The organism is Pseudarthrobacter sp. PvP004, from assembly GCF_017876035.1.
GTDB classification, from domain to species: Bacteria; Actinomycetota; Actinomycetes; order Actinomycetales; family Micrococcaceae; genus Arthrobacter; species Arthrobacter aurescens_A.
On record NZ_JAGINL010000001.1, the window covers coordinates 111,535 to 131,313 of the forward strand.

At 61.9% G+C, this 19,779-nt stretch carries 17 protein-coding genes; 8 read left to right on the top strand and 9 right to left on the bottom strand.

Annotated features, from left to right (window positions below; translation table 11 throughout):
• Positions 1 to 5 precede the first annotated feature (5 nt).
• Positions 6 to 467 carry a hotdog fold thioesterase gene (locus J3A64_RS00505; RefSeq protein WP_210063394.1) on the bottom strand — a complete coding sequence of 154 codons (462 nt, stop codon included), beginning with the start codon at positions 465 to 467 and terminating at the stop codon, positions 6 to 8.
• A 108-nt stretch (positions 468 to 575) separates the two neighbouring features.
• Between J3A64_RS00505 and J3A64_RS00510 the strand changes: the two genes are divergently transcribed.
• Positions 576 to 1,154 (top strand): GNAT family N-acetyltransferase, encoded by a 579-nt coding sequence (locus J3A64_RS00510; protein ID WP_011775867.1) that lies wholly within the window; start codon positions 576 to 578, stop codon positions 1,152 to 1,154.
• Here the strand turns inward: J3A64_RS00510 and J3A64_RS00515 are convergent.
• Both J3A64_RS00515 and J3A64_RS00520 read right to left on the bottom strand, forming a co-directional pair.
• Positions 1,147 to 2,700, bottom strand: coding sequence for a bifunctional diguanylate cyclase/phosphodiesterase (locus J3A64_RS00515; protein ID WP_210063395.1), 1,554 nt, complete (start codon positions 2,698 to 2,700; stop codon positions 1,147 to 1,149). The two genes, J3A64_RS00510 and J3A64_RS00515, sit on opposite strands and share 8 nt — an antisense overlap.
• 2 nt (positions 2,701 to 2,702) lie before the next feature.
• On the bottom strand, positions 2,703 to 3,755 hold the full coding sequence (locus J3A64_RS00520) for a hypothetical protein (protein ID WP_014922597.1): 1,053 nt from the start codon (positions 3,753 to 3,755) through the stop codon (positions 2,703 to 2,705).
• Positions 3,756 to 3,862: 107 nt separating this feature from the next.
• On the opposite strand from J3A64_RS00520, the gene J3A64_RS00525 reads away from it, so the two are divergent.
• Entirely contained in the window at positions 3,863 to 4,033 is a 171-nt protein-coding gene (locus J3A64_RS00525) for a hypothetical protein (RefSeq protein WP_017199100.1), read from the top strand.
• Positions 4,034 to 4,201: 168 nt separating this feature from the next.
• Here the strand turns inward: J3A64_RS00525 and J3A64_RS00530 are convergent, their stop codons facing one another.
• The gene (locus J3A64_RS00530) at positions 4,202 to 5,845 is read right to left on the bottom strand and encodes an ATP-binding protein (protein ID WP_210063396.1); all 1,644 of its coding nucleotides are present in this window, start codon (positions 5,843 to 5,845) and stop codon (positions 4,202 to 4,204) included.
• Between the two features lie 220 nt (positions 5,846 to 6,065).
• Here J3A64_RS00530 and J3A64_RS00535 point away from each other — a divergent pair, with 220 nt between their 5' ends.
• Both J3A64_RS00535 and J3A64_RS00540 read left to right on the top strand, forming a co-directional pair.
• Positions 6,066 to 6,449, top strand: coding sequence for an STAS/SEC14 domain-containing protein (locus tag J3A64_RS00535; RefSeq protein ID WP_011775862.1), 384 nt, complete (start codon positions 6,066 to 6,068; stop codon positions 6,447 to 6,449).
• 19 nt (positions 6,450 to 6,468) lie between these two features.
• Positions 6,469 to 7,272 (top strand): class I SAM-dependent methyltransferase, encoded by an 804-nt coding sequence (locus J3A64_RS00540; RefSeq protein WP_011775861.1) that lies wholly within the window; start codon positions 6,469 to 6,471, stop codon positions 7,270 to 7,272.
• 114 nt (positions 7,273 to 7,386) lie between these two features.
• On the opposite strand, the gene J3A64_RS00545 is transcribed toward J3A64_RS00540, so the two are convergent.
• From J3A64_RS00545 to J3A64_RS00555, 3 genes are all read right to left on the bottom strand, one after another.
• The gene (locus J3A64_RS00545) at positions 7,387 to 9,612 is read right to left on the bottom strand and encodes a S9 family peptidase (protein WP_210063397.1); all 2,226 of its coding nucleotides are present in this window, start codon (positions 9,610 to 9,612) and stop codon (positions 7,387 to 7,389) included.
• A gap of 75 nt (positions 9,613 to 9,687) precedes the next feature.
• The gene (locus J3A64_RS00550; protein ID WP_014922594.1) at positions 9,688 to 10,596 is read right to left on the bottom strand and encodes a diguanylate cyclase; all 909 of its coding nucleotides are present in this window, start codon (positions 10,594 to 10,596) and stop codon (positions 9,688 to 9,690) included.
• Positions 10,593 to 14,054, bottom strand: a complete 3,462-nt coding sequence (locus J3A64_RS00555) for a response regulator (RefSeq protein WP_210063398.1) — start codon at positions 14,052 to 14,054, stop codon at positions 10,593 to 10,595. The genes J3A64_RS00550 and J3A64_RS00555 overlap by 4 nt, the downstream gene beginning before the upstream one ends.
• Positions 14,055 to 14,225: 171 nt before the next feature.
• Here J3A64_RS00555 and J3A64_RS00560 point away from each other — a divergent pair, with 171 nt between their 5' ends.
• The 3 genes from J3A64_RS00560 to lepB all read left to right on the top strand — a co-directional run bounded on the left by J3A64_RS00560 (position 14,226) and on the right by lepB (position 16,356).
• Positions 14,226 to 14,714: a VanZ family protein gene (locus J3A64_RS00560; RefSeq protein WP_210066028.1), complete on the top strand. Its 489-nt coding sequence runs from the start codon at positions 14,226 to 14,228 to the stop codon at positions 14,712 to 14,714.
• A 237-nt stretch (positions 14,715 to 14,951) separates the two neighbouring features.
• Positions 14,952 to 15,593 (top strand): hypothetical protein, encoded by a 642-nt coding sequence (locus J3A64_RS00565; protein ID WP_238324368.1) that lies wholly within the window; start codon positions 14,952 to 14,954, stop codon positions 15,591 to 15,593.
• Positions 15,594 to 15,672: 79 nt separating this feature from the next.
• Positions 15,673 to 16,356: a signal peptidase I gene (gene lepB, locus J3A64_RS00570; RefSeq protein ID WP_307807152.1), complete on the top strand. Its 684-nt coding sequence runs from the start codon at positions 15,673 to 15,675 to the stop codon at positions 16,354 to 16,356.
• 44 nt (positions 16,357 to 16,400) lie between these two features.
• Here lepB and J3A64_RS00575 read toward each other — a convergent pair whose 3' ends face one another.
• Positions 16,401 to 17,468: an LCP family protein gene (locus tag J3A64_RS00575; RefSeq protein ID WP_051025018.1), complete on the bottom strand. Its 1,068-nt coding sequence runs from the start codon at positions 17,466 to 17,468 to the stop codon at positions 16,401 to 16,403.
• A 502-nt stretch (positions 17,469 to 17,970) separates the two neighbouring features.
• Here J3A64_RS00575 and J3A64_RS00580 point away from each other — a divergent pair.
• Positions 17,971 to 18,984, top strand: coding sequence for a LysM domain-containing protein (locus J3A64_RS00580; RefSeq protein WP_210063401.1), 1,014 nt, complete (start codon positions 17,971 to 17,973; stop codon positions 18,982 to 18,984).
• 10 nt (positions 18,985 to 18,994) lie between these two features.
• On the opposite strand, the gene J3A64_RS00585 is transcribed toward J3A64_RS00580, so the two are convergent.
• Positions 18,995 to 19,591, bottom strand: a complete 597-nt coding sequence (locus J3A64_RS00585) for a low molecular weight phosphatase family protein (RefSeq protein WP_011775852.1) — start codon at positions 19,589 to 19,591, stop codon at positions 18,995 to 18,997.
• Between the last annotated feature and the right edge of the window lie 188 nt (positions 19,592 to 19,779).

The window sequence follows — 19,779 nt, forward strand, 5'->3', positions numbered from 1 at the left end:
TTTCCCTACTTCTTGGAGATGGTGCGGCTGCGGCCACGGAACTCAGCGATGAGCTCCCCGGGCGCCTCGGGGGAGGCGGCTGCGTCGTGGGATGCCGCATAGATCTGGATGTCGTACAGACCGCTTCGGCCGGTGCTCGCGCGGCGGTTTGCGACGGCGGTGATCACTTGGCCTTGGAACGCCGGTTTGATGAAGTTGATGTCGACGCCGGACGCCACCGTGATGTTGGCGGCTTGCTTGGGCGTGGGGTTGGCCGGGTTGCAGGCCAGTGCGAAGGCGGTGTCACCGAAGGCGAAGATCATTCCGCCGTGTGCCATGCCGAATCCGTTGAGCATTTCCTGGCGGAGATGCATGCGGATGGTGGCGTGGCCGTCGTCGAGCTTGAGGACCTCGATGCCCATCCATTCGGACGCGTAGTCGTTGGTCAGGATGTGGTGCTGAGCACCGGAGAGGGTTGTTTCAACCATGCGTCATTGCCTCCAGCTTTATTTACCGAATGTTCATTAGGTAATCCCAGATCGCGCCACGTGTCAAGACTGGACCACGATTCACCCGTAGCTAGTAGCCTCGGAAGCATGCCCGAAATTGAGCTTCCCATCATCACCGACCGACTCGTCCTGCGGCGCTTCGAAGCTGAAGACCTCGAACGGTTCCACGGATACCAGTCGCTGCCCGAAACAGCCCGGTTCCTGTTGCGCAACGAGCTGACCAAAACCAAGTCCATGGAGGTCCTTGGCCGGTACGCAAACTTCGAATTCAACCAGGAAGGAGACTGGGTTTGCTTGGCAATCGAGCATAAGGACAAGCCCGGCCTGCTTGGCGAGGTAGTACTGAAGTGGTTGGAGGGCACCGGGCAGGGCGAGCTGGGCTGGATCCTCCATCCCGAGGCCCGCGGCCACGGGATTGCCACCGAGGCTGCGGAAGCCGTCATGAAGCTGGCGTTCGAGAAACTGGCCTTCCATCGCATCGAGGCCAAGCTGGACGCCCTCAATGACGGTTCGGCCGGCATTTGCAAGCGCCTGGGCATGCGGCTTGAAGCAACGCTGGTGGACAACTGGCATTACAAAGGCCAGTGGGCCACAGAGAACATCTACGCGATTCTGGATTCGGAGTGGCGCACACGGCACCATCCATGGACGCGGACCATCAGCTGACAGGCCACGTCTTGTGATGCTTCAGCTGCTCGGTCAACTGTGCTTCAGGCAGTGGCCGGCTGAAGTAGTAACCCTGACCGCTGGTGCACCCGATGCTCAGCAGGTACTCGGCCTGCTCGGCGCTTTCGATGCCTTCCCACACAGCAGCCAGCCCGCACGCGCGGATCAGTTGCAGAACAGCAGCCAGCAGGGCGGGCTGGGACGGGTCGCTGCCCAAGGCGGAAAGCAACGTCCGGTCAACCTTGACCGTGTCCACGGGCAGCTGGCGAAGGTAACTGATGGAGGAATAGCCCGTGCCGAAGTCGTCAATTTCCAATCCCACACCAAGGCGGCGCAGGCTATTGAGCGTATAACGGTCCAGATCGTTGCCCTGGATGACGGCACTTTCGGTCAGCTCCAAGACCAGGAGCGACGGATCCAGGTCGGCTGAAGCCAAGGCTTCGCGAACGTCTTCAATGAACTCCAGCCGCTGCAGGTCCGCCGCCGAAACGTTGATGCGCATGCTGAAGTTGTGGCCCGCCGTCAGTGGGTCGCTGCGCCATTGCTTTAACTGCTCGACGGCGGTGCGGAGCACCCAACCGCCCAGATCGGAAATCATTCCCGTTTCCTCGGCGATGGGGATGAACTCGTCCGGCATGATGATCCCGCGGGTGGGGTGGTTCCACCGGACCAGTGCTTCCACACCTTCAATTTCGCGGGTGTCCAGCCTGATGATGGGCTGGTAGTAGAGCACCAGCTGGGAACCGGCGATAGCCTCTTTGAGCTCCCCCACCAGCTGGTTCCGCATTTGCCTGGCGAGCAGCATGTCAGCGGCGAACACCTTGAGTTTGCCGCGCCCGTCCGCCTTGGACTCGTACATGGCAATGTCCGCTTCCATCATGAGCTCCTCGGCCCGCTGGCCGGGGTCGGCCATACGGAGGCCCATGCTGACCCCGCAGCGGAGATGTTGTCCCTCGATCTCCATCACCCCCGCCACGGCAGCGAGGATTCGGCTGCCAATGGCGCTGGCCTCCGTGGGCGTCACCTCCGTCAGAAGGACTGCGAACTCGTCGCCGCCCATACGGGCAACCATGTCCTGTTCCCGAACCGCGCCACTGATCCGGTTAGCTACCGTTTCCAGGACTTTGTCACCGATGGTGTGGCCGAGGGAATCGTTGATGGCCTTGAATCCATCCATATCCAGCAGGAGGATCGCCGGCCGTTTGTTGCCTTGTCCGCCGTTCGCTTGGGCCTTGGTCAGGGCGGTTGCGAAAGCGGAGCGGTTGTTCAGGCCGGTCAGGGGATCGGTCATCGCCATGCGCTGCATTGCCAGGTGCGCCTCATTGAGCTGTTGTGTCCGGGCCTGCACCCGTTGCTCGAGCTCTTCGTAGACGATTTGGAGATCTTCGGCCAGGAGGTTGGTGCCCATGATCACGGCGTCAATCTCATCGCGCGCGTCGGAGACTTGGATCCTGGTGTTCAGGTCGCCCGCCGCCAACCTGACGATGCCTTCAAGGAGCATCCCTAAGCGGGGGTCGTTCGCGGAGTACATTTCTGCTTCAGACATGCTCACCCCCCGTGCGGCCCGCCCCGGCGCTCGACGCTTTGCCGAAGATACTCGCGAACGGCCGCGCTGCGCTCAGGTAGGGCCGCTTGGTCGAAGAGCTTTGCTGCTTCTTCGAAGGCAGCCAACGCTTCGTCAATTCTCTCGGATGCCAGCAAAGTCCGTGCGAATAGAAAGTGCGCTTCGGCGGATGTTTGGGTGGCCAGAATGGATGAACGCGCGCAAAGGGGTTCGAGGATGGCCAGGGCTTCCTGCATATCACCGATGAGGGAATTCCAATGGGCGCGGACCAAGGACATTTCCAGATGGTCCCGCTCGGAACCGCCCACGATGTCCGTAGCGAGCTCTGCCCTCTCGATGCAACGAAGGGTGGCCGCGTCACCGAGTTTTGCTTGCAGGCGCATTTCCGCAGAGGCACGGTTGAAGCGTGCCCACAAATCAACGTCCTTTGACGGCGAAAGTCTCTCGGCGGCCAGATCGTGATAGCGGCCGCCGTCCATAACGCGGTCAGCCAGGAAAGCAACGTTACCAATCACCCAGTAACCCTTACCCGCTGTGTCCTCATCAACGTCATCGGTAATCAGGGTCTCCAGAACAAGGCATTCCCGCCACGCATCATCCAGCAGTCGGCTCTCGGCCAACGCCGCGATAAGGGCGCGCTGGGCCAGGACCTGAACGTAGAGGAGATCCGGGTCAGTGGCAGCAAGTTTTGCCGCGTCGGCCGCCATGGTTGCTGCTTCGGCAAGCCGGCCGAGACCTTGGAGCCCAATGGCCACCATTGTTTGTGCCTTCGCCCCAAGCTCGGGGGAGGAAGCGGTAAGGCTGTGATCATTGAGGGTGGACGCAAGCGCCAGGAATTCCTCGATGCTTCCCTGATCACGGAGGCACTCCGCCTGCAGGTAACGCATGTTCCACCAGGCGAGTTCGTCTCCGGCGTCCCGGGCAAGTTCAGCGGCCTCTGCTGCCAGCCTGAAGGCCTCGTCAAAGTCCCGCGCCTTCCATTTGGCGCGTGCATTGAGTCCGGCAACAAGGTGGGAGGCCAGGTGGGGACTTTGCATATGCCCATTATCCATGTCATTGCGGAAGAAAAGCTCGTATAGTTTGCCCCGTGACTTTATTCAAGTCACAGTCAACAAATTCGCATCAGTACGAAAGGGCATAGCGGATGAAGAAATTTGCGGCAACCCTGCTCATGGCGGCGGTTCTGGCAGTAACAGGATTCGCTGCTCCGGCCAATGCCGAGCCTACGCAGGACAGTACGGCAATCGGCTGGTGGCCGAACAGCACCACCACAGGTAAGACGAACACCACCAGCATCGGTTGGTGGCCGAACTAAACATTGGGGGAGCGCCTCTCAAGGCCTCTTGAGCTAAATTGATGCCCCGGGCTGATGCCCGGGGCATCAGTTTGTTTCGTTCCGTGTCGAGCATTAGTGACCGCGGTTTAGATTTCTGAGGCTTGGCCTTGACACAGATGTCACAGCCACAAAGCAGCACCCTCCCAGCTACGGTCCTCCCACCGGCAGCTCCACGGACACTGTGGTCCCGGAGCCCAGGGTGGAGTCGAACACCATGCGTCCCATGTGGCGGCCAATGATGTCGTTGGCGATCGCCAGCCCCAGTCCGCTGCCGGGCACGGCCGCTGAGGTGGCGTTGGATGCCCGGTAGAAGCGCGTCAGGATATGGGGGAGATCGTGCTCCGGGATACCCAGGCCGTTGTCGGCAATCCGCACAAGGGCTGAGAGCCGGCCGTTCTCGGTTGCTGACATGGCACTGGTGATGCCCACGCTGCCGCCCTCGGGAGTGAACTTGATGGCGTTGGCCACGATGTTGGTAAACACCTGTTCCAGCTTTGCTTCGTCTGCCGTGACCTCAATGTCCTCGGTGGCCTCCGTGAAGGACACGGAAACGTGGCGGGACTCTGCCAGTGGACGGAGCGTTGCCACCACCACTTGGAGGAGTTTGTCGATATCAACCGGTTTGAGGTCCAGGTTGCTGCCGTCCTGCATGGAGACCGTGAGCATGTCCTCGATGAGCCTGCGTAGGCGGTCCGAGTTCCGGGCGATGACATCCAGCATTTTCCGGATGCCCTCGGGGACCGGGCCCCCGGAACCGTCCTGGATCATGTCCAAGTAGGCGGTGATGGACGTCAGCGGTGTTCGCAGCTCGTGGTTCACGGTGGCCAGGAAGTCTGTCTTGGCCTTGTCCAGTTGCCTCAGCTGGTGCAGGACGCGCTGTTGAGCGCTGATGAGGTGGCCTTGGATGAGCCCGTGGGCTACGTTCCCGGCAACGTGTTGCATCAAGGCGATCTCGGGACGGGTCCAGTCGTGCCGCTTTTGCACAGTGGACAACAGGATGATGCCCAGTGCGGAAGCGCCTTCGCCAACGGGAAGCAGCACGGTGGAAACGGGTTTGAGTTCCCCGGACCAGTCCAGCAGTGCCTTGGCGATCTTTGAGTCGGCGTTTTCCCGGTGGTCCACCACGGCGAGGACGTCTGCTTCGGCCCACAGCCGGTTGGCAGTTTCGGTGATGATGTTTTCGCTCTCGCCGAGTCTGGCGGGCAGCAGCGGAAGGCCTGGACGGTTCCATTGCGCCCGGATGCTGGGGACTCGTTCATCGCGAAAAGTGGCGAACCAAACGTGATCCACGGCCAAGGCCTCGCCAAATCCGCGAACCACATGCTCTGCGATCAGCTGCGGGTCATTGGTCTGCCGGATTGCCGCCGAGACGTTCCGGAGGCTCTCCCGGAGTGCTTCGATTTCGCCGCGTGAGCGTGCGCGTTCCCTTGACCGGCCGATCAGGGTTTCAACCCTGTGGACGAGCTCACCGGCACGGACCGGGCTGATGACGTAGTCAGCTACACGCCAGGATTCCACTTCCTCAAGGTCCACGAACTCCTGCGCATCCAGAATCAGCAGCACGGGAACTCCGGGGCTGCCGAGTCCGTGGGCGAGGGAGTTCTCCGCCACCACCACTGACGGGCGGTGTTGCTGGAGATGGATGGCCATGGAAGCGGTGTCCTTGACAGCAAAAACCTGGAAGCCCGCTGCATCGAGCGCGGACGTAGTGGCCGCCAAACGGTCATGGTCTGAGTCGGCCACGACTGCCGAACGCGAGGCATGCTGTTCACCGGCAACGGTCTCGCCCACTGAGCCCCTTCCGTTCCAACATTCGTCCGTGGTAATTCCGGATTTGGCAACACCCTATCAGCGGCACCGCGGCCAATGGCGGCCTAACTGTAAATGGGCCTTTTTGAGTCGTGGGACACATCTTTACTTTGGCTCCAGGATTAGACAGCCTTGGGGGAGTGAGTGCGGGGGATCCGGTCCGGTGTCCCCAGCAGCTTTCCTGAACTGTGCGAGGAGAATTGTGGACCACCCAGCTACACCGCAAGACCATCAACAGGTGATGTTCGATCTGGAACTCGAAGAGTCCGGGATCCTGCGCCTGACGTGGCCGCGTGGCGCCAGGATCAAGGAAGCGGATGCCCAAAGGGCCATGGACAGGGTGAACGAACTCTGCGGTGCGGACCGGCACCCCATGATTGTTGATATGGCGACTACGGACGATGTCACCAGGGGCGCGCGGTCAGTGTTTGCCAAGCCTTGCCAGGCTTCCCGGATCGCCCTGTGGGGTTCGTCCCCTGTGGACAGGGTCATTGCCAACTTCTTCCTGGGCATCATGAAGCCGCCGTGCCCTACCAAGTTCTTCACATCCGAAACAGAAGCCTTGGAGTGGCTGGTGGAGGCTTAGCGCCCCATATATTTGGAGAATGTTCTCCGCGCTGAGGAAGTACCTGCTGATACCCCGCCTCATCAGGCTGTCCTCGGCCGCGCCCAAGGACCCGCTCACGGCGTGGGACCAGTATTGGGGCAGGGTCCGTTCAACCGGTGCCTCGGGCGATGTCCTGTGGGATTCGGGAAGCGCCCATGAACTGCATGGCTATCTCCCCACGCTGGAACAGTTGGACCCGGCCTTGCCCATAGTTGATGTGGGGTGCGGCAACGGCAGTTTCACCCGGCTGCTGGCGCAGCATTTCCCGCATGCGTTGGGGCTTGATTATTCCGCCAACGCGGTGGACCGTGCCCGGCATGAGGCGGAAGGGATCACGACGGCGTCGTTCGCTGTGTGCGACATGACGGCACCTGGCGCTGCGCAGATCGTGGCAACGGCTTTGGAAGCGAAGGGCTGGGAGGGGGACGCGAACGTGTTCATCCGCGGGGTTCTGCACGTATTGGACCGCAGCGACCGGGCGGCTTTGGCCGCAAACCTGCTGCCCGTCGTCGGGACCCGCGGTGGCGTGTTCCTGGCCGAGACCAACTTCCCCGGTACCCCTGTGGATTACGTCAGTCACCTTGGAGCCACTCGTAACTCCATCCCGGCGCCGCTTGAGGGGGCTATCCGGGGACTGCCGATGCCTGGCCGCTTCGGTGCCGCGCAACGTGCCAAGGCCTTCCCGACGGCGGACTGGAACCTCGTGGAGGAAGGTTCAGCGAGCATCGAGACGCGCCCGTTGAGTAATCCGTCGTCCCCGGACCTCATCCCCGGCTATTACGCGCTGCTCCGCGCCCGCTAACCCAACTAAGTCGCATAACCCAACTAAGTCGCATAGCCCAACTGAGTCGAAGATCAGGCCGTTCTCAGGGCTGAGAACGGCCTGATCTCCTATGTAGATGGGTGCGGGTGCCTACTACTTGAGGCCGGCGCCCGGGAGCAGTTCCGTGGCGCCGACGGAATCGGCGATGAACGCGTAGTCCCATGCGCGCTCGCGCCACTGCACGTACCGGCCCGACGCACCGCCATGGCCACCGTCCATTTCGATCTTCATGACGATCGGCTCGGAACCCGTGGACGCCGAACGCAACGCCTGGACCCACTTGGCCGGCTCGACGTACAGCACACGGGTGTCGTTGAACGACGTCACGGCAGCGATCTTGGGGTAGGGCACGGCCCCCACATTCTCGTACGGAGTGTAGGACTTCATGTACGCGTAAGCCTCGGGATCTGTAATGGGGTTGCCCCATTCCTCCCATTCCAAGGCGGACAGCGGAAGCTCGGGGTCCAGGATGGTGGTCAAGGCATCCACGAACGGCACCTGCGCCACCACGGCAGCGTACTTTTCCGGGGCCATGTTGGCCACGGCGCCCATGAGCAGGCCACCCGCTGATCCACCCATGGCGGCGATGCGCGAAGGGTCAACCCAACCCGAGCCAGCCAGCCAGTCCGTGGCCGCGATGAAGTCCGTGAAAGTGTTCTTCTTAGTGAACTTCTTGCCGTCCTCGTACCATTTGCGTCCCAGTTCGCCGCCGCCGCGGATGTGGGCGATCACCATGACGATTCCGCGGTCCAGAAGGGACAATCGGGCAACGCCGAAGCCTGGATCCATGCTCAGCTCGTAGGAGCCGTAGCCGTACACCAGCCCGGCGGCGGTGCCGTCCTGCTGAACCGAAGCGTGACGGAGCACCGACAACGGGACCTGGGTGCCGTCGTCGGCCGTTGCCCATTCGCGGGTGGCCACGTAATCCGAGGCGGAGTAGCCGCCCAGCACGGGGCTTTCTTTGCGCAGCAGCAACTCGCCACCGGGCTGTTCTTCGGTGGGCAGGACGAAGTCGTAGACGCGCGACGGCGTGAAGTACGAGGTGTAGCCCATGCGGATTACGGGGGATTCGTAGTCGGAGCCGGATACACCCGCGGTGTAAAGCTCTTCATGGAACGCGGGCTCCACAGGCGCGCCTTGAGTCGCTGTGCCCAGACCCGCCAGCGGGAGAACCTGCACGCGCTCGATGGTGTCCTTGCGGACGGACAACACCAGGTGCGTGGACGTCACGCCAGCGCCGTTGACGCGAACGTCGTCGGAATGCTCCACGACGGTACGCCAGTGCTGCTCGGCCAGCGGCTTGCTGAGTTCAGCCGGGTCCACCAGGCTCACCATCGAATTAATGGCGTCCTTGTTGTGGGTCAGGAGCAGGGTTTCCTTGCCGTCCAGGAGGAAGGGTTCGGCCTCGTAGAGAATATGATGCTCGCGGGAAATGACGGTGTGGAGGCCGGCGTCGTAGTCTTCGAAACGGAGCAGCCGCGTCTCACTGAACTCGGAGCAGCCGATGCTGAGCACCAGGTGGCGGCGGTCGGAGGAGAGGTCGAAGCCGAGCCACATGGCGACGTCGTCCTCCTGGTAAAGGACCTCATCCTCAGCCACGGGCGTGCCCAGGATATGGGACTTCACTTGGTAGGGGCGCCACGAATCATCCACCACTGTGTAGAAGAGGCGCATACCGTCCGGGGAGAAAGCCACTCCGTAGAAAATGTCCTCGATGATGTCCGGGAGGAGTTCACCTGTGCGCAGGTCCTTGATCCGGAGGGTGAAGCGTTCGTCTCCGGAGTTGTCCACCGCGTAGGCGTACAGGTTGCCGTCGATGGTCACGGCGGCACCGCCCATGCTGAAGAACGGCTGGCCTTCTGCTTCGATATTGCCGTCCAAAAGTACTTGCTCGCCGGGAAGCTCAACGCCTGCCTCGACTGACGGGGGAGTCCAGTCCGCCACAGGATCGCCGGTGTCCCGGGCCAGGACACGGCACTGGATGCTGTACTCCTTGCCCTCCACGGAACGGCTGTAGTACCACCAGCCATCCTTGCGGGCGGGCACGGAAAGATCCGTCTCCTGGGTGCGGCCCTTGATCTCCTGGAACATCGCTTCGCGAAGCGGTTCCTGATGCGCCGTCAGTGCCTCCTGGTAGGCGTTCTCTGCCTTGAGATGGTCCACCACCTCGGAGGATTCCTTTTCCCTGAGCCACTCGTAATTGTCCACGAAGACATCGCCGTGGTGTTCGCGGCGCGTGGGAATCTGCTTGGCGACAGGAGGCTGGAGAGTGGGTGCCTTGGCAGCGGTGGTGGCAGGCACGGAAGAAGTGTGGCTCATGTGGCCACTCTATAGACGGGCTCTGACACAGAACCAGCTATTTCGCTCAGAGCGGCCGGGACCTCCGGATCAGCGTCACGACTTTGCCAAGGACACCCGGTTCCGGCCGGAGGCCTTCGCTGCGTACAGGGCGAGGTCGGCTTCACGCAGGAGTTGTTCGGTTCCGGCACGGTGACCGTCGGTAAAGGCCGAGATGCCCGCACTGATGGTCAGGACGCCGTCGGGATCGCCGGAATGCTCGATCCGCAGCTCCTGCACCGCGGTCCGAACACGCTCCATCACCGTCCGTGCGTCGGCGGCCCGTTGATCGCGCAGGAGCAACAGGAATTCTTCGCCGCCGAACCTGTAAACGCCATCAGACTTCCGCACCTCACCGGCCAGCGTTGACGCGATGGAAATCAGTGCAGCGTCGCCCGCCTGATGACCGTAGATGTCGTTGTAGCTCTTGAAGTTGTCCACATCCACCATGGCCAGGCAGTAGTCCAGATCCGGCGCGCCTCCGCCGTGCAGTGTGCCCAGGTCCTCGGCCAATTTCAGGCGGTTGTGCAGTTTTGTCAGCGGGTCCGTCCGCGCCTGTTCAGTCAACGCAGAACGGTATCGGGCGAGGTCAGCGTGCAAGGAGGTGATGCGTTGGGCGGCCAGGAGGCGGATGTGGAGGCTGAACGGATCCAAGGGTTTGGTGACGTAGTCATCAGCTCCGGCTTCCATTCCGGCCAAGACATCTTTCCGGGAACCGTGCGAGGTCACCAGGATCACGTAGGTATAGCGATCTTCCTCGGCCGCCCGGATGGCGCGGCAAAGATCCAACCCGTTGAGGCCGGGCATCATGAGGTCGGTCACCACAGCTTCAGGGCTGTGTTCCTTATAGAGCTGCCACGCAGAGTCGCCGTCAACGGCCACGATGCACTCGTGGCCGGACTGCTCCACGGCGGCCTTGGTAATCATTCGGGAGATCTGGTCATCGTCGGCGATGAGGATTTTCATGGTGTTCCCTTTAAGTCTGCTCCGGTGAGGGTGCGTTCGAGTGCCTGGTTCACACGCGTGAGTTCAGTGTCCAAGTGGCCCAGCAACAGCGCTCCATCGGCTCCCAGTTGCGGTCCTGCATCGCGTCCGAGCCGTTCCAGATCCTTGCAAAGGCCGGCAGCTCCAACCGCTCCTATGTTGGCTGCCGCGCCCGCGAGCTTGTGCGCTGCCGCCTCCACAGCTGCGGCTTGACCGGTTGCCAGGGCAGCGCGCAACGTCTCCAAGGCACTTTGGGTATCCTGCCGGAAAGCCCTGATGGCCTCGGGCAAGAGACCAAAACCGTCGGCGGGTCCCAGCTCCCGCAGGATCTGCAGCCGTTCCTCGTCAAGAACAACAACGTTCGACGCCGGTGCTTCCGCCGGCTGTTGTGCGACGGCCGCCGAAGCTGCGGCGTCCACCCAGCCACCCGCCGTCGACGTTTGCTCTTGTTGCGGTACCCACCGGGCGAGGACTTCAGCGAGTTTGGCCAGATCCACGGGCTTGCTGATGTAGTCGTCCATGCCCGCAGCGAAGCAGCGCTCGCGGTCCTCATCCAGGGCGCCGGCCGTCATGGCGATGATGGGAATCCTGGCGGAGTGACCGTTGCGGGCACGGATGGCCTTGGTTGCGTCGAAGCCGTCCATGACGGGCATGTGGCAGTCCATGAGCACCGCCGCGTACGTGCCGGATAGTGCGGCGGAAACGGCCTGCTCGCCGTCGTCCACAATGTGCACTTCATAGCCGAGACGGTTCGCCATGCCACGGGCCACTAGCTGGTTGACTTCGTTGTCCTCCGCTACCAGCAGCTTCCCGAGCCGCGGCACAGGATCGGCTGTTTCAACGGGGTGATTAATCGCCGGCGCTGAAGGTGCGCCGGTGGTCTTTGTGGCCAGCACGCGCAGGAGACGGTTGTAGAGCTCGGAGCTGCGCACGGGTTTGGTGAGGTATTCGCGGATTCCCGCCGAGGTAAGGTCGCTCCTTTCCACCTGCATGGTGGAGGTCAACAGGATGATCCCCGGCCCGCCGGAACCGTTGCTCTCGTTCTTGATGTTGCGGGCAAGTTGAAGCCCGTCCGTGTCGGGCATGCACATGTCCACAACGGCGATGTCGTACGGGTGGCTCGATGAAGCCGCAGCCCGGTATTCGTCCAGTGCAGAGGCAGCGTCGGCAACCGAGACGGGGACCATGCCCCAGCTGGCCAGTTGGGTATCGAGCACCAAGCGGTTGGTTGCGTTGTCGTCCACCACCAACACCCGGCGTCCGGCCAACGTGGCAGGCAAGGATTCGGTATCTGTGGCGGCCGGGCCAAGAGGCAGTTCAAGATCAAACCAGAAGCGGCTGCCCACTCCAGGCTCACTGTCCAGGCCGATCCTGCCACCCATGACTTCCGTGAGGCGCCGTGAGATGGCCAGGCCCAGTCCCGTTCCTCCGTAGCGGCGTGTGGTGGAGGCGTCCGCTTGGGCGAAGGATTCGAAGAGCCTCTGATGGTTTTCGGCGCTGATGCCAATGCCGGTGTCCCTTACCTCGAAGCGCAGGGATGCCTTGTTCGGGTCGTGGGCAAGATTTGGGTCGTGGGCAAGAACGGAGACCTGGACTTCCACTTCACCGTCGGGAGTGAACTTGACCGCGTTGGAGGACAGGTTGAGCAGGATCTGCCGGATGCGCCCGGCGTCGCCCATCAGGCGAGCCGGAACGTCCGGGTGGCAGTAGGAAATGAGTTCCAGGTCCTTGCCTTGTGCAGCTTCCACAACCAGTCCTGCTACTTCTTCCACCAGCTCCCGGGGGTCGAAGACGTTGATGTCCAGGTCCACTTTGCCGGCCTCAAGTTTGGAGAAGTCAAGGATGTCGTTGATCAGTGTCAGCAGGACCTCGCCCGCACCCTTCACTCCTTGCGCGTACTGCCTCTGGCCTTCGCTGAGGGGCGTGTCCATCATGAGCGAGGTCAGCCCGATCACGGCGTTGAGTGGAGTTCGGATCTCGTGGCTCATGGTGGCCAGGAACTCGGACTTGAGGCGGCTGGCCTCCAAAGCTGCTTCGCGGGCTGCGAGGAGTTCCTTCTCGGCGGCTTTGCGTTCGGTGATGTCGCGGGAGATGGTGGCGACGCCGCGGATGCCGGATTCGCCCCGGACGGGCGAGAGCGTCACGGACACGGGGATAACCTTGCCGTCGCCGCGTCGACGCTGGCTTTCGTAGTTCTGCACCTGGCCGCTTTGGGCGGTGCTTTCCAACGCCCGGCGTTCGTTCTCCATCACGTCCTGTGGAACGAAGAAGTCTCCCTGCCGGCCGATTGCTTCAGAAGCGGGGTAGCCGAAGATGCGCTCGGCGCCGGGGTTCCAGCTGGTGATCACGCCGTCGGGGGTTTCGCCGATGATGGCGTCGCCGGAGGAATTGACGATTGCCCCCAAACCCTCAAGCTCGGCGGTGCGTTGGGCCACCTTCGATTCGAGTTCGCGGGTCAGCGTCACATTTTCGACGACGATCAGAACCTGCCGCACGATCACGAAGACAATCACCACCAGCCCGGTGACCAGCAGGATGCGGTCCTCCCCGATGGGACGGCTGCGCGAGAAGAACACGGCACTGAACACGGGCAGATAGGGAAGCAGCTCGAGGGCTGCGGCGTAGACCCGCCCGTCTTTTTGCGGGGTGCCTGATTCCGGGAGCAAGGGACTGAGCCCCACCAACAGAAAGGCGAGCACCCACCCCAGCGCCAAGGGGGATCCCGTGACACCGGAGATGCCTTGGAGCGTGAAGCTCATATACGCCAGGTCTGTAATGGCGAGGACCCAGAAGCCAATTCCCAGGCTCAGCCAAGGAAGCCGGCGGCCCCGGGCTGCGCGCATGGTCAGGACGATCACCACGGAGACCATGAAAACGTCTGCGATGGGGTAAGCCATTTGCGTGGCCTGGGCAAAAGCGTCCTGGCCCGTGGCTCCGGCCAAGGGGCCCAGCACGGAGCTCCACGCAATGAAGAACGTGGAGCTAGCCACCACTCCCGCGTCCAGGATGGTGCGGCGCAGTGGAATACGCCGCCCCTGGCCCCTTAACAGCAGCACCAGTCCGATGGACGTGGGCAGGGCGTACCAAACAAAGCCGATATCTGCGAAGGAGGGGAACGGGTACTGGTGGTTCAGGGTGATGCCATTGATGGTCCACACCGTTTGCCCGGCGCTCCAGATAGCCAAGCCCGCCACGATGAACCAGCGGCCCGGGTTGTTGTCCTGGCGCTTCCGGGCAGCGAGGGTATGGGTGGTCAGCGCGGTGAGTGCAGCGAGAAGGATGGCCAGGTCGCCGGCCAGTTGCGCCGTCGTCGTGCCCGCTCCGCTTGCCAGACCGTACGCAAGCAGCACCAAACAGACGCCAACCGGCACCAGGAACAGCGGTAATTTCTGCTGCAACGACGAGCGCAAAGGAAGAACTCCGTGCTTCACTCCTGCCACTGAACCCCCGCCTTCAAAAGTGGCCCCACCAAAGCGAACAACGCGTCTATCCTGCGCTGAGGAGAGCATACGCCGAAAAAGCCCGGGTGAGCAGCAGATCAAGCAGTTTTAGCCCATGCCGCTTGGTGCACCCGGCCGGAGTCCGGTTCGCTTCTATAGTTGCTGTTGTTCATGATTGCCCCGGCGCTGCCCTTGGATGGAAGCGCGGACGCATACCTGTGGCGTCCCAGGCGCCAGGAAAGGCCAGCGGTGCTTGCCCGGAAGTACTCCACGTGGTGGCTCAAAGCGTTGTTCATCGCCTACCTCGTTTCGTTGGCCTTCGTTGTCTTTTTGCCCGCGCGTGAAGCAAGCACTGTCACAGGCTTTGTGGGGGTCATTGCCGGCTGGCTTTCTTTTCTCGGTCTCCCACCGGATGCGGCCGGCATTGGAGTGGAGTTCGTCGCGAACATCGTCTTGTTCGTCCCGTTCGGGGCGTTCGTCCGTCTCTTGAGGCCTGTGCTGTGGAGTTGGTGGACGTTGGCCCTTCTCGCGGCTGCTTCCTCAGGGACTATTGAGGTTCTCCAATTGGCGATACCTGGCCGGGTGACCGCCCTGTCCGATGTCATCGCGAACACACTCGGGGCCCTGGCAGGCCTGGCAGTAGCGAAGAAGCTGGCGTAGGCCCCGGCGGTTGGTTGCCGGGAGGTGCTTCCCGGATCGCCTTTTCGAACTACGTCTGGAGAACGAATGTGAGCGTAGCCCTTCTGACTACGTCACCTGTTGCACTGCGTCCTGGGTGCCGTAACGTCGGCTCACTATGAGTATCCACCCGTGGGTGGTGTCTATTCCTCAAGGGCGGGAATTCGGAAGGCGCTGCGTTCCAACCGCTGGATTTCATTCCGAGCTGAAAGAAGAGCAATGAGCCACGAAGTTACCGTTTCCAAGTCGCATTCCCGCCGCACTGTAGTTAAAGGCGCTGCTTGGTCCATGCCGGTTATCGCTGCCGCAGTCGCCGCCCCTGCGGCCGTGGCTTCAGTGAGCACCTTGAGTCTTGCCTTCACGGCTTCGTCCACCTCGCTGCTCAGCCTCAGACTGCTGGACGGCACTAGCTTGCTCCAGGCCCAGTCACTCGTCACCGTTCCCACCATGCTTACTTTCACCAACGGTCCAGGTGCGGTGACGGAGGACGCTCTTGTGACGGTGTCCGTTGCCCGCCCTGCGGGCATCAGCATCCCCGTCGGCCGGGCTCGCGGCTTTGGCGTGTATTCCTTCGACGGGACAGCCACCACCGCCAGCCAGCGCACCACGGTGTACCAGACCGCACCGTTGGTGGGACAGTTCGGCTTCCCGTCCACCACGTGGACCAATAGTGTGCCCGTCACCGTCGCGAGCAACGGCACGCTGAATCTCCCGATTGTTTTCGGATTGGCGGGCACCAGTACGGGCGTGTCAGTCAGTCTGCTGGCTTCTTTCGCTGTCACAGTGACCGTGGTTATTGGCGGCCGCACCCTTGTAGCTACCAGCAGCATCTCCGTTCCTGTCGGTGCGGGCATCCTCTAAACGTTCTTCGCAGATGAGTTCCGAGTCAGCGAAAGGCGTCAGTCGCCGTCGGCTGCTTCGCTCACCATGGGTTCAGGTCGTGCTTGCGTTGATGGTTGTGTCCTTGGTCCAAGGTTTTGTTGTGAAGGTTTACTCCGTACCTTCAGGGTCCATGGAGCAGACACTCAATGTAGGAGACCGGGTGCTTGTGAACCGTACTGCCTACATCGGCTCCGCACCCGAGCGGGGTGACGTTGTTGTCTTCAGCAAGCCAGCCGGATGGGGTGCTGCGCCCCAACGCGGTGCCCTGCGCACAGGCGTCGGCTGGTTTGGTGAGCTGACGGGGATCGGTCCCGCCAACACGGAGTACCTGGTCAAACGGGTGGTGGGGTTGCCGGGCGACACCGTGGAATGCTGCGATGTTGGCGGCCAGGTCACAGTCAATGGTGCGGCTGTTGCGGAACCATACATCTTCCAAGACCTCGGGTTCATCCGCGATGAGCTGGACTGTTCGACGGCGGCCAGGTCACCGCGATGCTTCGGTCCGATCGTTCTGGGTGAGGATCAGTACCTTTTCTTAGGCGACCACCGCTCCAATTCCGAGGATTCCGTCTCCGCATGCCGGAACGTGGGAGCGCCAGCCGGTTGCGTCAAGACAGCAAGCCGGGCGGACATCATTGGAAGGGTTGACGGTTTCCTGTTTCCGTTCACTAAGTGGGGAAGCGCCGACACCCTAAGCGCCAACACCCTGCGGCGCTGCTCATTAGCCGGCGCTGCTCATTAGCCGCTGCCGCTCAGTAGCCGCTGCCGCTCAGTAGCCGCTGCCGCTCAGAACCCTTTGTCGAGCGCGTGGGCCGTGACGTACGCATCCACTTGATCTTTGGCGAGTGCCGCTGTGACATCGGCGATCGCGGTGGTGTCAGCCAGGACGATCGACTGCCCGTCCGGCGATGTTCCCGTGCCAAGGGTCGGAAGGGTGAACATCACAGTGTCTTGCGCCCGGACGTCCTTCATGGACAAGGCGAGACTGCCGATTGCCGCGGCATCGAAGTCCTTGTCCACGCTGACGAACGGGGACACAGCGGAGACCATATTGCTGATGGTGACCGGGTTGGTCAGGGTTTCCCGGGCAATGACCTTGCCGATGATGGCCTTGAGGTATGCCTGTTGGTTGCGAACGCGCTGGTAGTCGCCGTCGCTGAACGCTTTGCGCTCGCGGACAAAGGCGAGGGCTTCATCACCGTTGAGGGTCTGCTTGCCGGCGTCGTAGACTTGCCCTGCCTTGGGTCCTGAGCTTGGTGCGAACGGAATCCTGACGTCCACCTCAACCCCGCCAAGGGCATCGGTAAGACCCTTGAAGCCTTGGAAATCGATCATTGCTACGTGGTCGATGCGCTGCTGAAGGAGCGACTCGACCGTCTGAACCATCAGCGGGACGCCACCGTACGCAAGGGCGGCGTTTATTTTTGATTCTCCCACTCCGGGGATATCTATCCACAGGTCCCGCATCAGGGATATCGCGTAGGTCTTTTTCCTGTCGGCGGGAACGTGCACCAACATCAGGGTGTCCGCACGCTGATCGGTGGCCGTGTTGGCCTCCACATCCGCGTCTGATGAACCACGCGAGTCGCTGCCCAGGACAAGAATGTTCATTGCCGTGTTGCCTTCGGCCTTCTGGGGCCGGGTGGATTCTTCCGGGAAGGCATTGTGGATCTTGGTAGAGCCGGAGTTGAAGCTTTGCATCAGATTAAAGACATAAGAGCCCGCAACAAGGCCAAGCAAAAGAACTGCAGCTGCAAAACCAAGGAGCACATTCCGGGCGGTCTTCTTACCCTTCTTTGTGCGGTGTGATCCGTATTCCGCGGAGGGGTTTTGGGCATGGTTGGAGAGTGTCATGAATTCCTTGGTTGTTGCAGCCGCAGCGAGGGCTTGGGTTGGGCTCAACGTACTGCGACGGAGCCGGGGCAAGCCGATCGCTGATCCGTTTGGCCCATGCCCGAGGATCAGCTTTTCCCGGGAGTACGACGGCGGCCTGCCGCCTCCGCGCCCGTCTTTAGTGCCGCCGTCGTACTGTCCGTGAGCGTAACCATGCGCCGCGGCACCCAGCCCGCACCAAAAGCAAGTAGTCCATTTCTTGGAAACTGCGTAATACCCAAGTAACCGTTAAGGCCAAAAGCAGGAAAGTCGAGTAGTTCCTACTCGTGCGGCGGGCATTGCCCTTTCCTACTATTGAAATTCCTAGGGTTATTGCAATTCCGTTCCTCCGGCTCAGCGGTGGACCGCACCCCCCATCTATTTGTGGGTGGTGCTCCTCCCAAATACGTTGCTGCGCTTCTCTCACGCGGGCCCACTGGGCCTGTCACGCGCGGTCCAGAGCCATGGAGTCCCGGGGTTTCCCATGAACATGAATGACTTAGATCTTCAGACGTCCCTGTCAACCAAGAGCAATGGCGATGTTCGGCGGCCGCAGTCCAGTAAATCCAAGCTGTTGATTGCCGGCGCAGTGCTCGCGATATTAGCGCTGATCCCGCTGTTTTTTGGCGTCGTCAACTGGGCGACGCAGCCTGCGGGTGAGCAAACTGTTTCAAATGAACAGGTGCCATTTACAAAAGACGACAATGCTAAAGCACCTGCGGCTTTGCCAATCCAGGATGTGAAAGCAGAGGTAGCGCCGGAAGTACAAGCAGCTCCGGCGGCTGAAGTGCCAGTAGCTCCCGCTGCCGAAGCACCCGCCCCAGCTCCCGAAGCAGCCGCCCCAGCTCCCGCTCCTGTCGAGGCGGCCCCTGCTGCCCCGGCTGGTGACCCCAATCTCTACACGGTGGTATCCGGGGACACTGTTGGTGCCATAGCGTCGCGCTACGGCGTGGATGTCACTGCGATGTTGGCTGCCAATGGCCTTAGCGCCTACTCGGTGATCGTGCCGGGACAGGTTTTGAAGCTCACCGGACCGCCCATTGCGGTGATCGCACCGGCGCCGGCTCCCGCAGCTCCCGCTGCACCTGTTGTCCAAGCACCGGCCGCGGCCGCTCCCGCTGCTGCCGCCCCGGCTCCGGCACCCGCACCAGCACCTGCTCCCGCACCTGCTGTCAGGACCATCTACGTAGCAGGAGCCGGCGGACAATCAATGGTGGATGCCTGCATCGGGCCGATTCATTACACGCCAACCAACGCCTACGCCACGTTCATCACGGAGCATGATTTCTGCGGAGGCTGGGGACGGTTCTCCGGAATCGGCGTCGGCGAGACAGTTTCCATCCCGGGCTACGGAACCTTCACTGCCACCGGCAGGGGCCAGGTACCCAACCCGGGAAGCACCAACGATGTGGCAGCAGTCTTCGGTGGGTTCCCCGCAGTTGTCCTGCAGACCTGCATTCCGGGCACCAGCCAGATGCTGGTGATTGCCCTCAACTAGTGATGACCAATTAGGCCGGCGCCGTCAGGCGCGCGAACCGGAGGATGCCTAGGATGGCCGGGGCCAGCTCATCCTCCATCTGGTGGTAGACCTCTTCCGCTCGTCGGTAGGGGTCTACCACGTCGTTGTCTGCAGGATCGGGTGGCAACGCGAGGTGGCGGACCGAGGCCGCCCTGCTGGGAAGTGCACGCCAGAATTCCGTGATGTCGCTGGCCTGGGCAGTATCTCCGCGGTTCTCCAGCACAGCCAGCATCCGGGCAAATTCCCGGACGGTGAAGGTGCGCTTCAACAGGGACGCATCCAGCTGGAGAACTTCGCCGCGGTGCTTGGACGTCATGGCCAGCACCAGATCGGTTTCTTTGAGGATCTTGGGGGTCAGTTGCCTGGCGGCAAAACCGTCGGGGCTGCCGTGGAACGTGCTGATGATTTGGGCTGAGAGCGGCTGGATTGGCTCACCCACCATGGCCCGCGTTCCGGCGCTGCGGACCTCGAATGCTCCGGGGCTGACCTGGTTGAGCCCGGTCTGCAGCAGTCGTTCGGCCACGGGGGAGCGGCAGATGTTCCCGGTGCAGACGGTGAGAATCCTGAAGGGCTGGGGCGATTCCACGTAAGGCTCTTTTCTAGCGTTGGCTGGGGACAGCTGAGGTCCCACCCCAAGTTAACACGGCGGGCAGCGCGGATCTTGTCAACAACGCGGAGCCGCGGAATCAAGTCCAAACCCGGGAACGAACGCTTGACTGAAATCACCCGCTCCGCATATTCTGAACGAACGGTCGGTAATTTATTAGGAGCAAC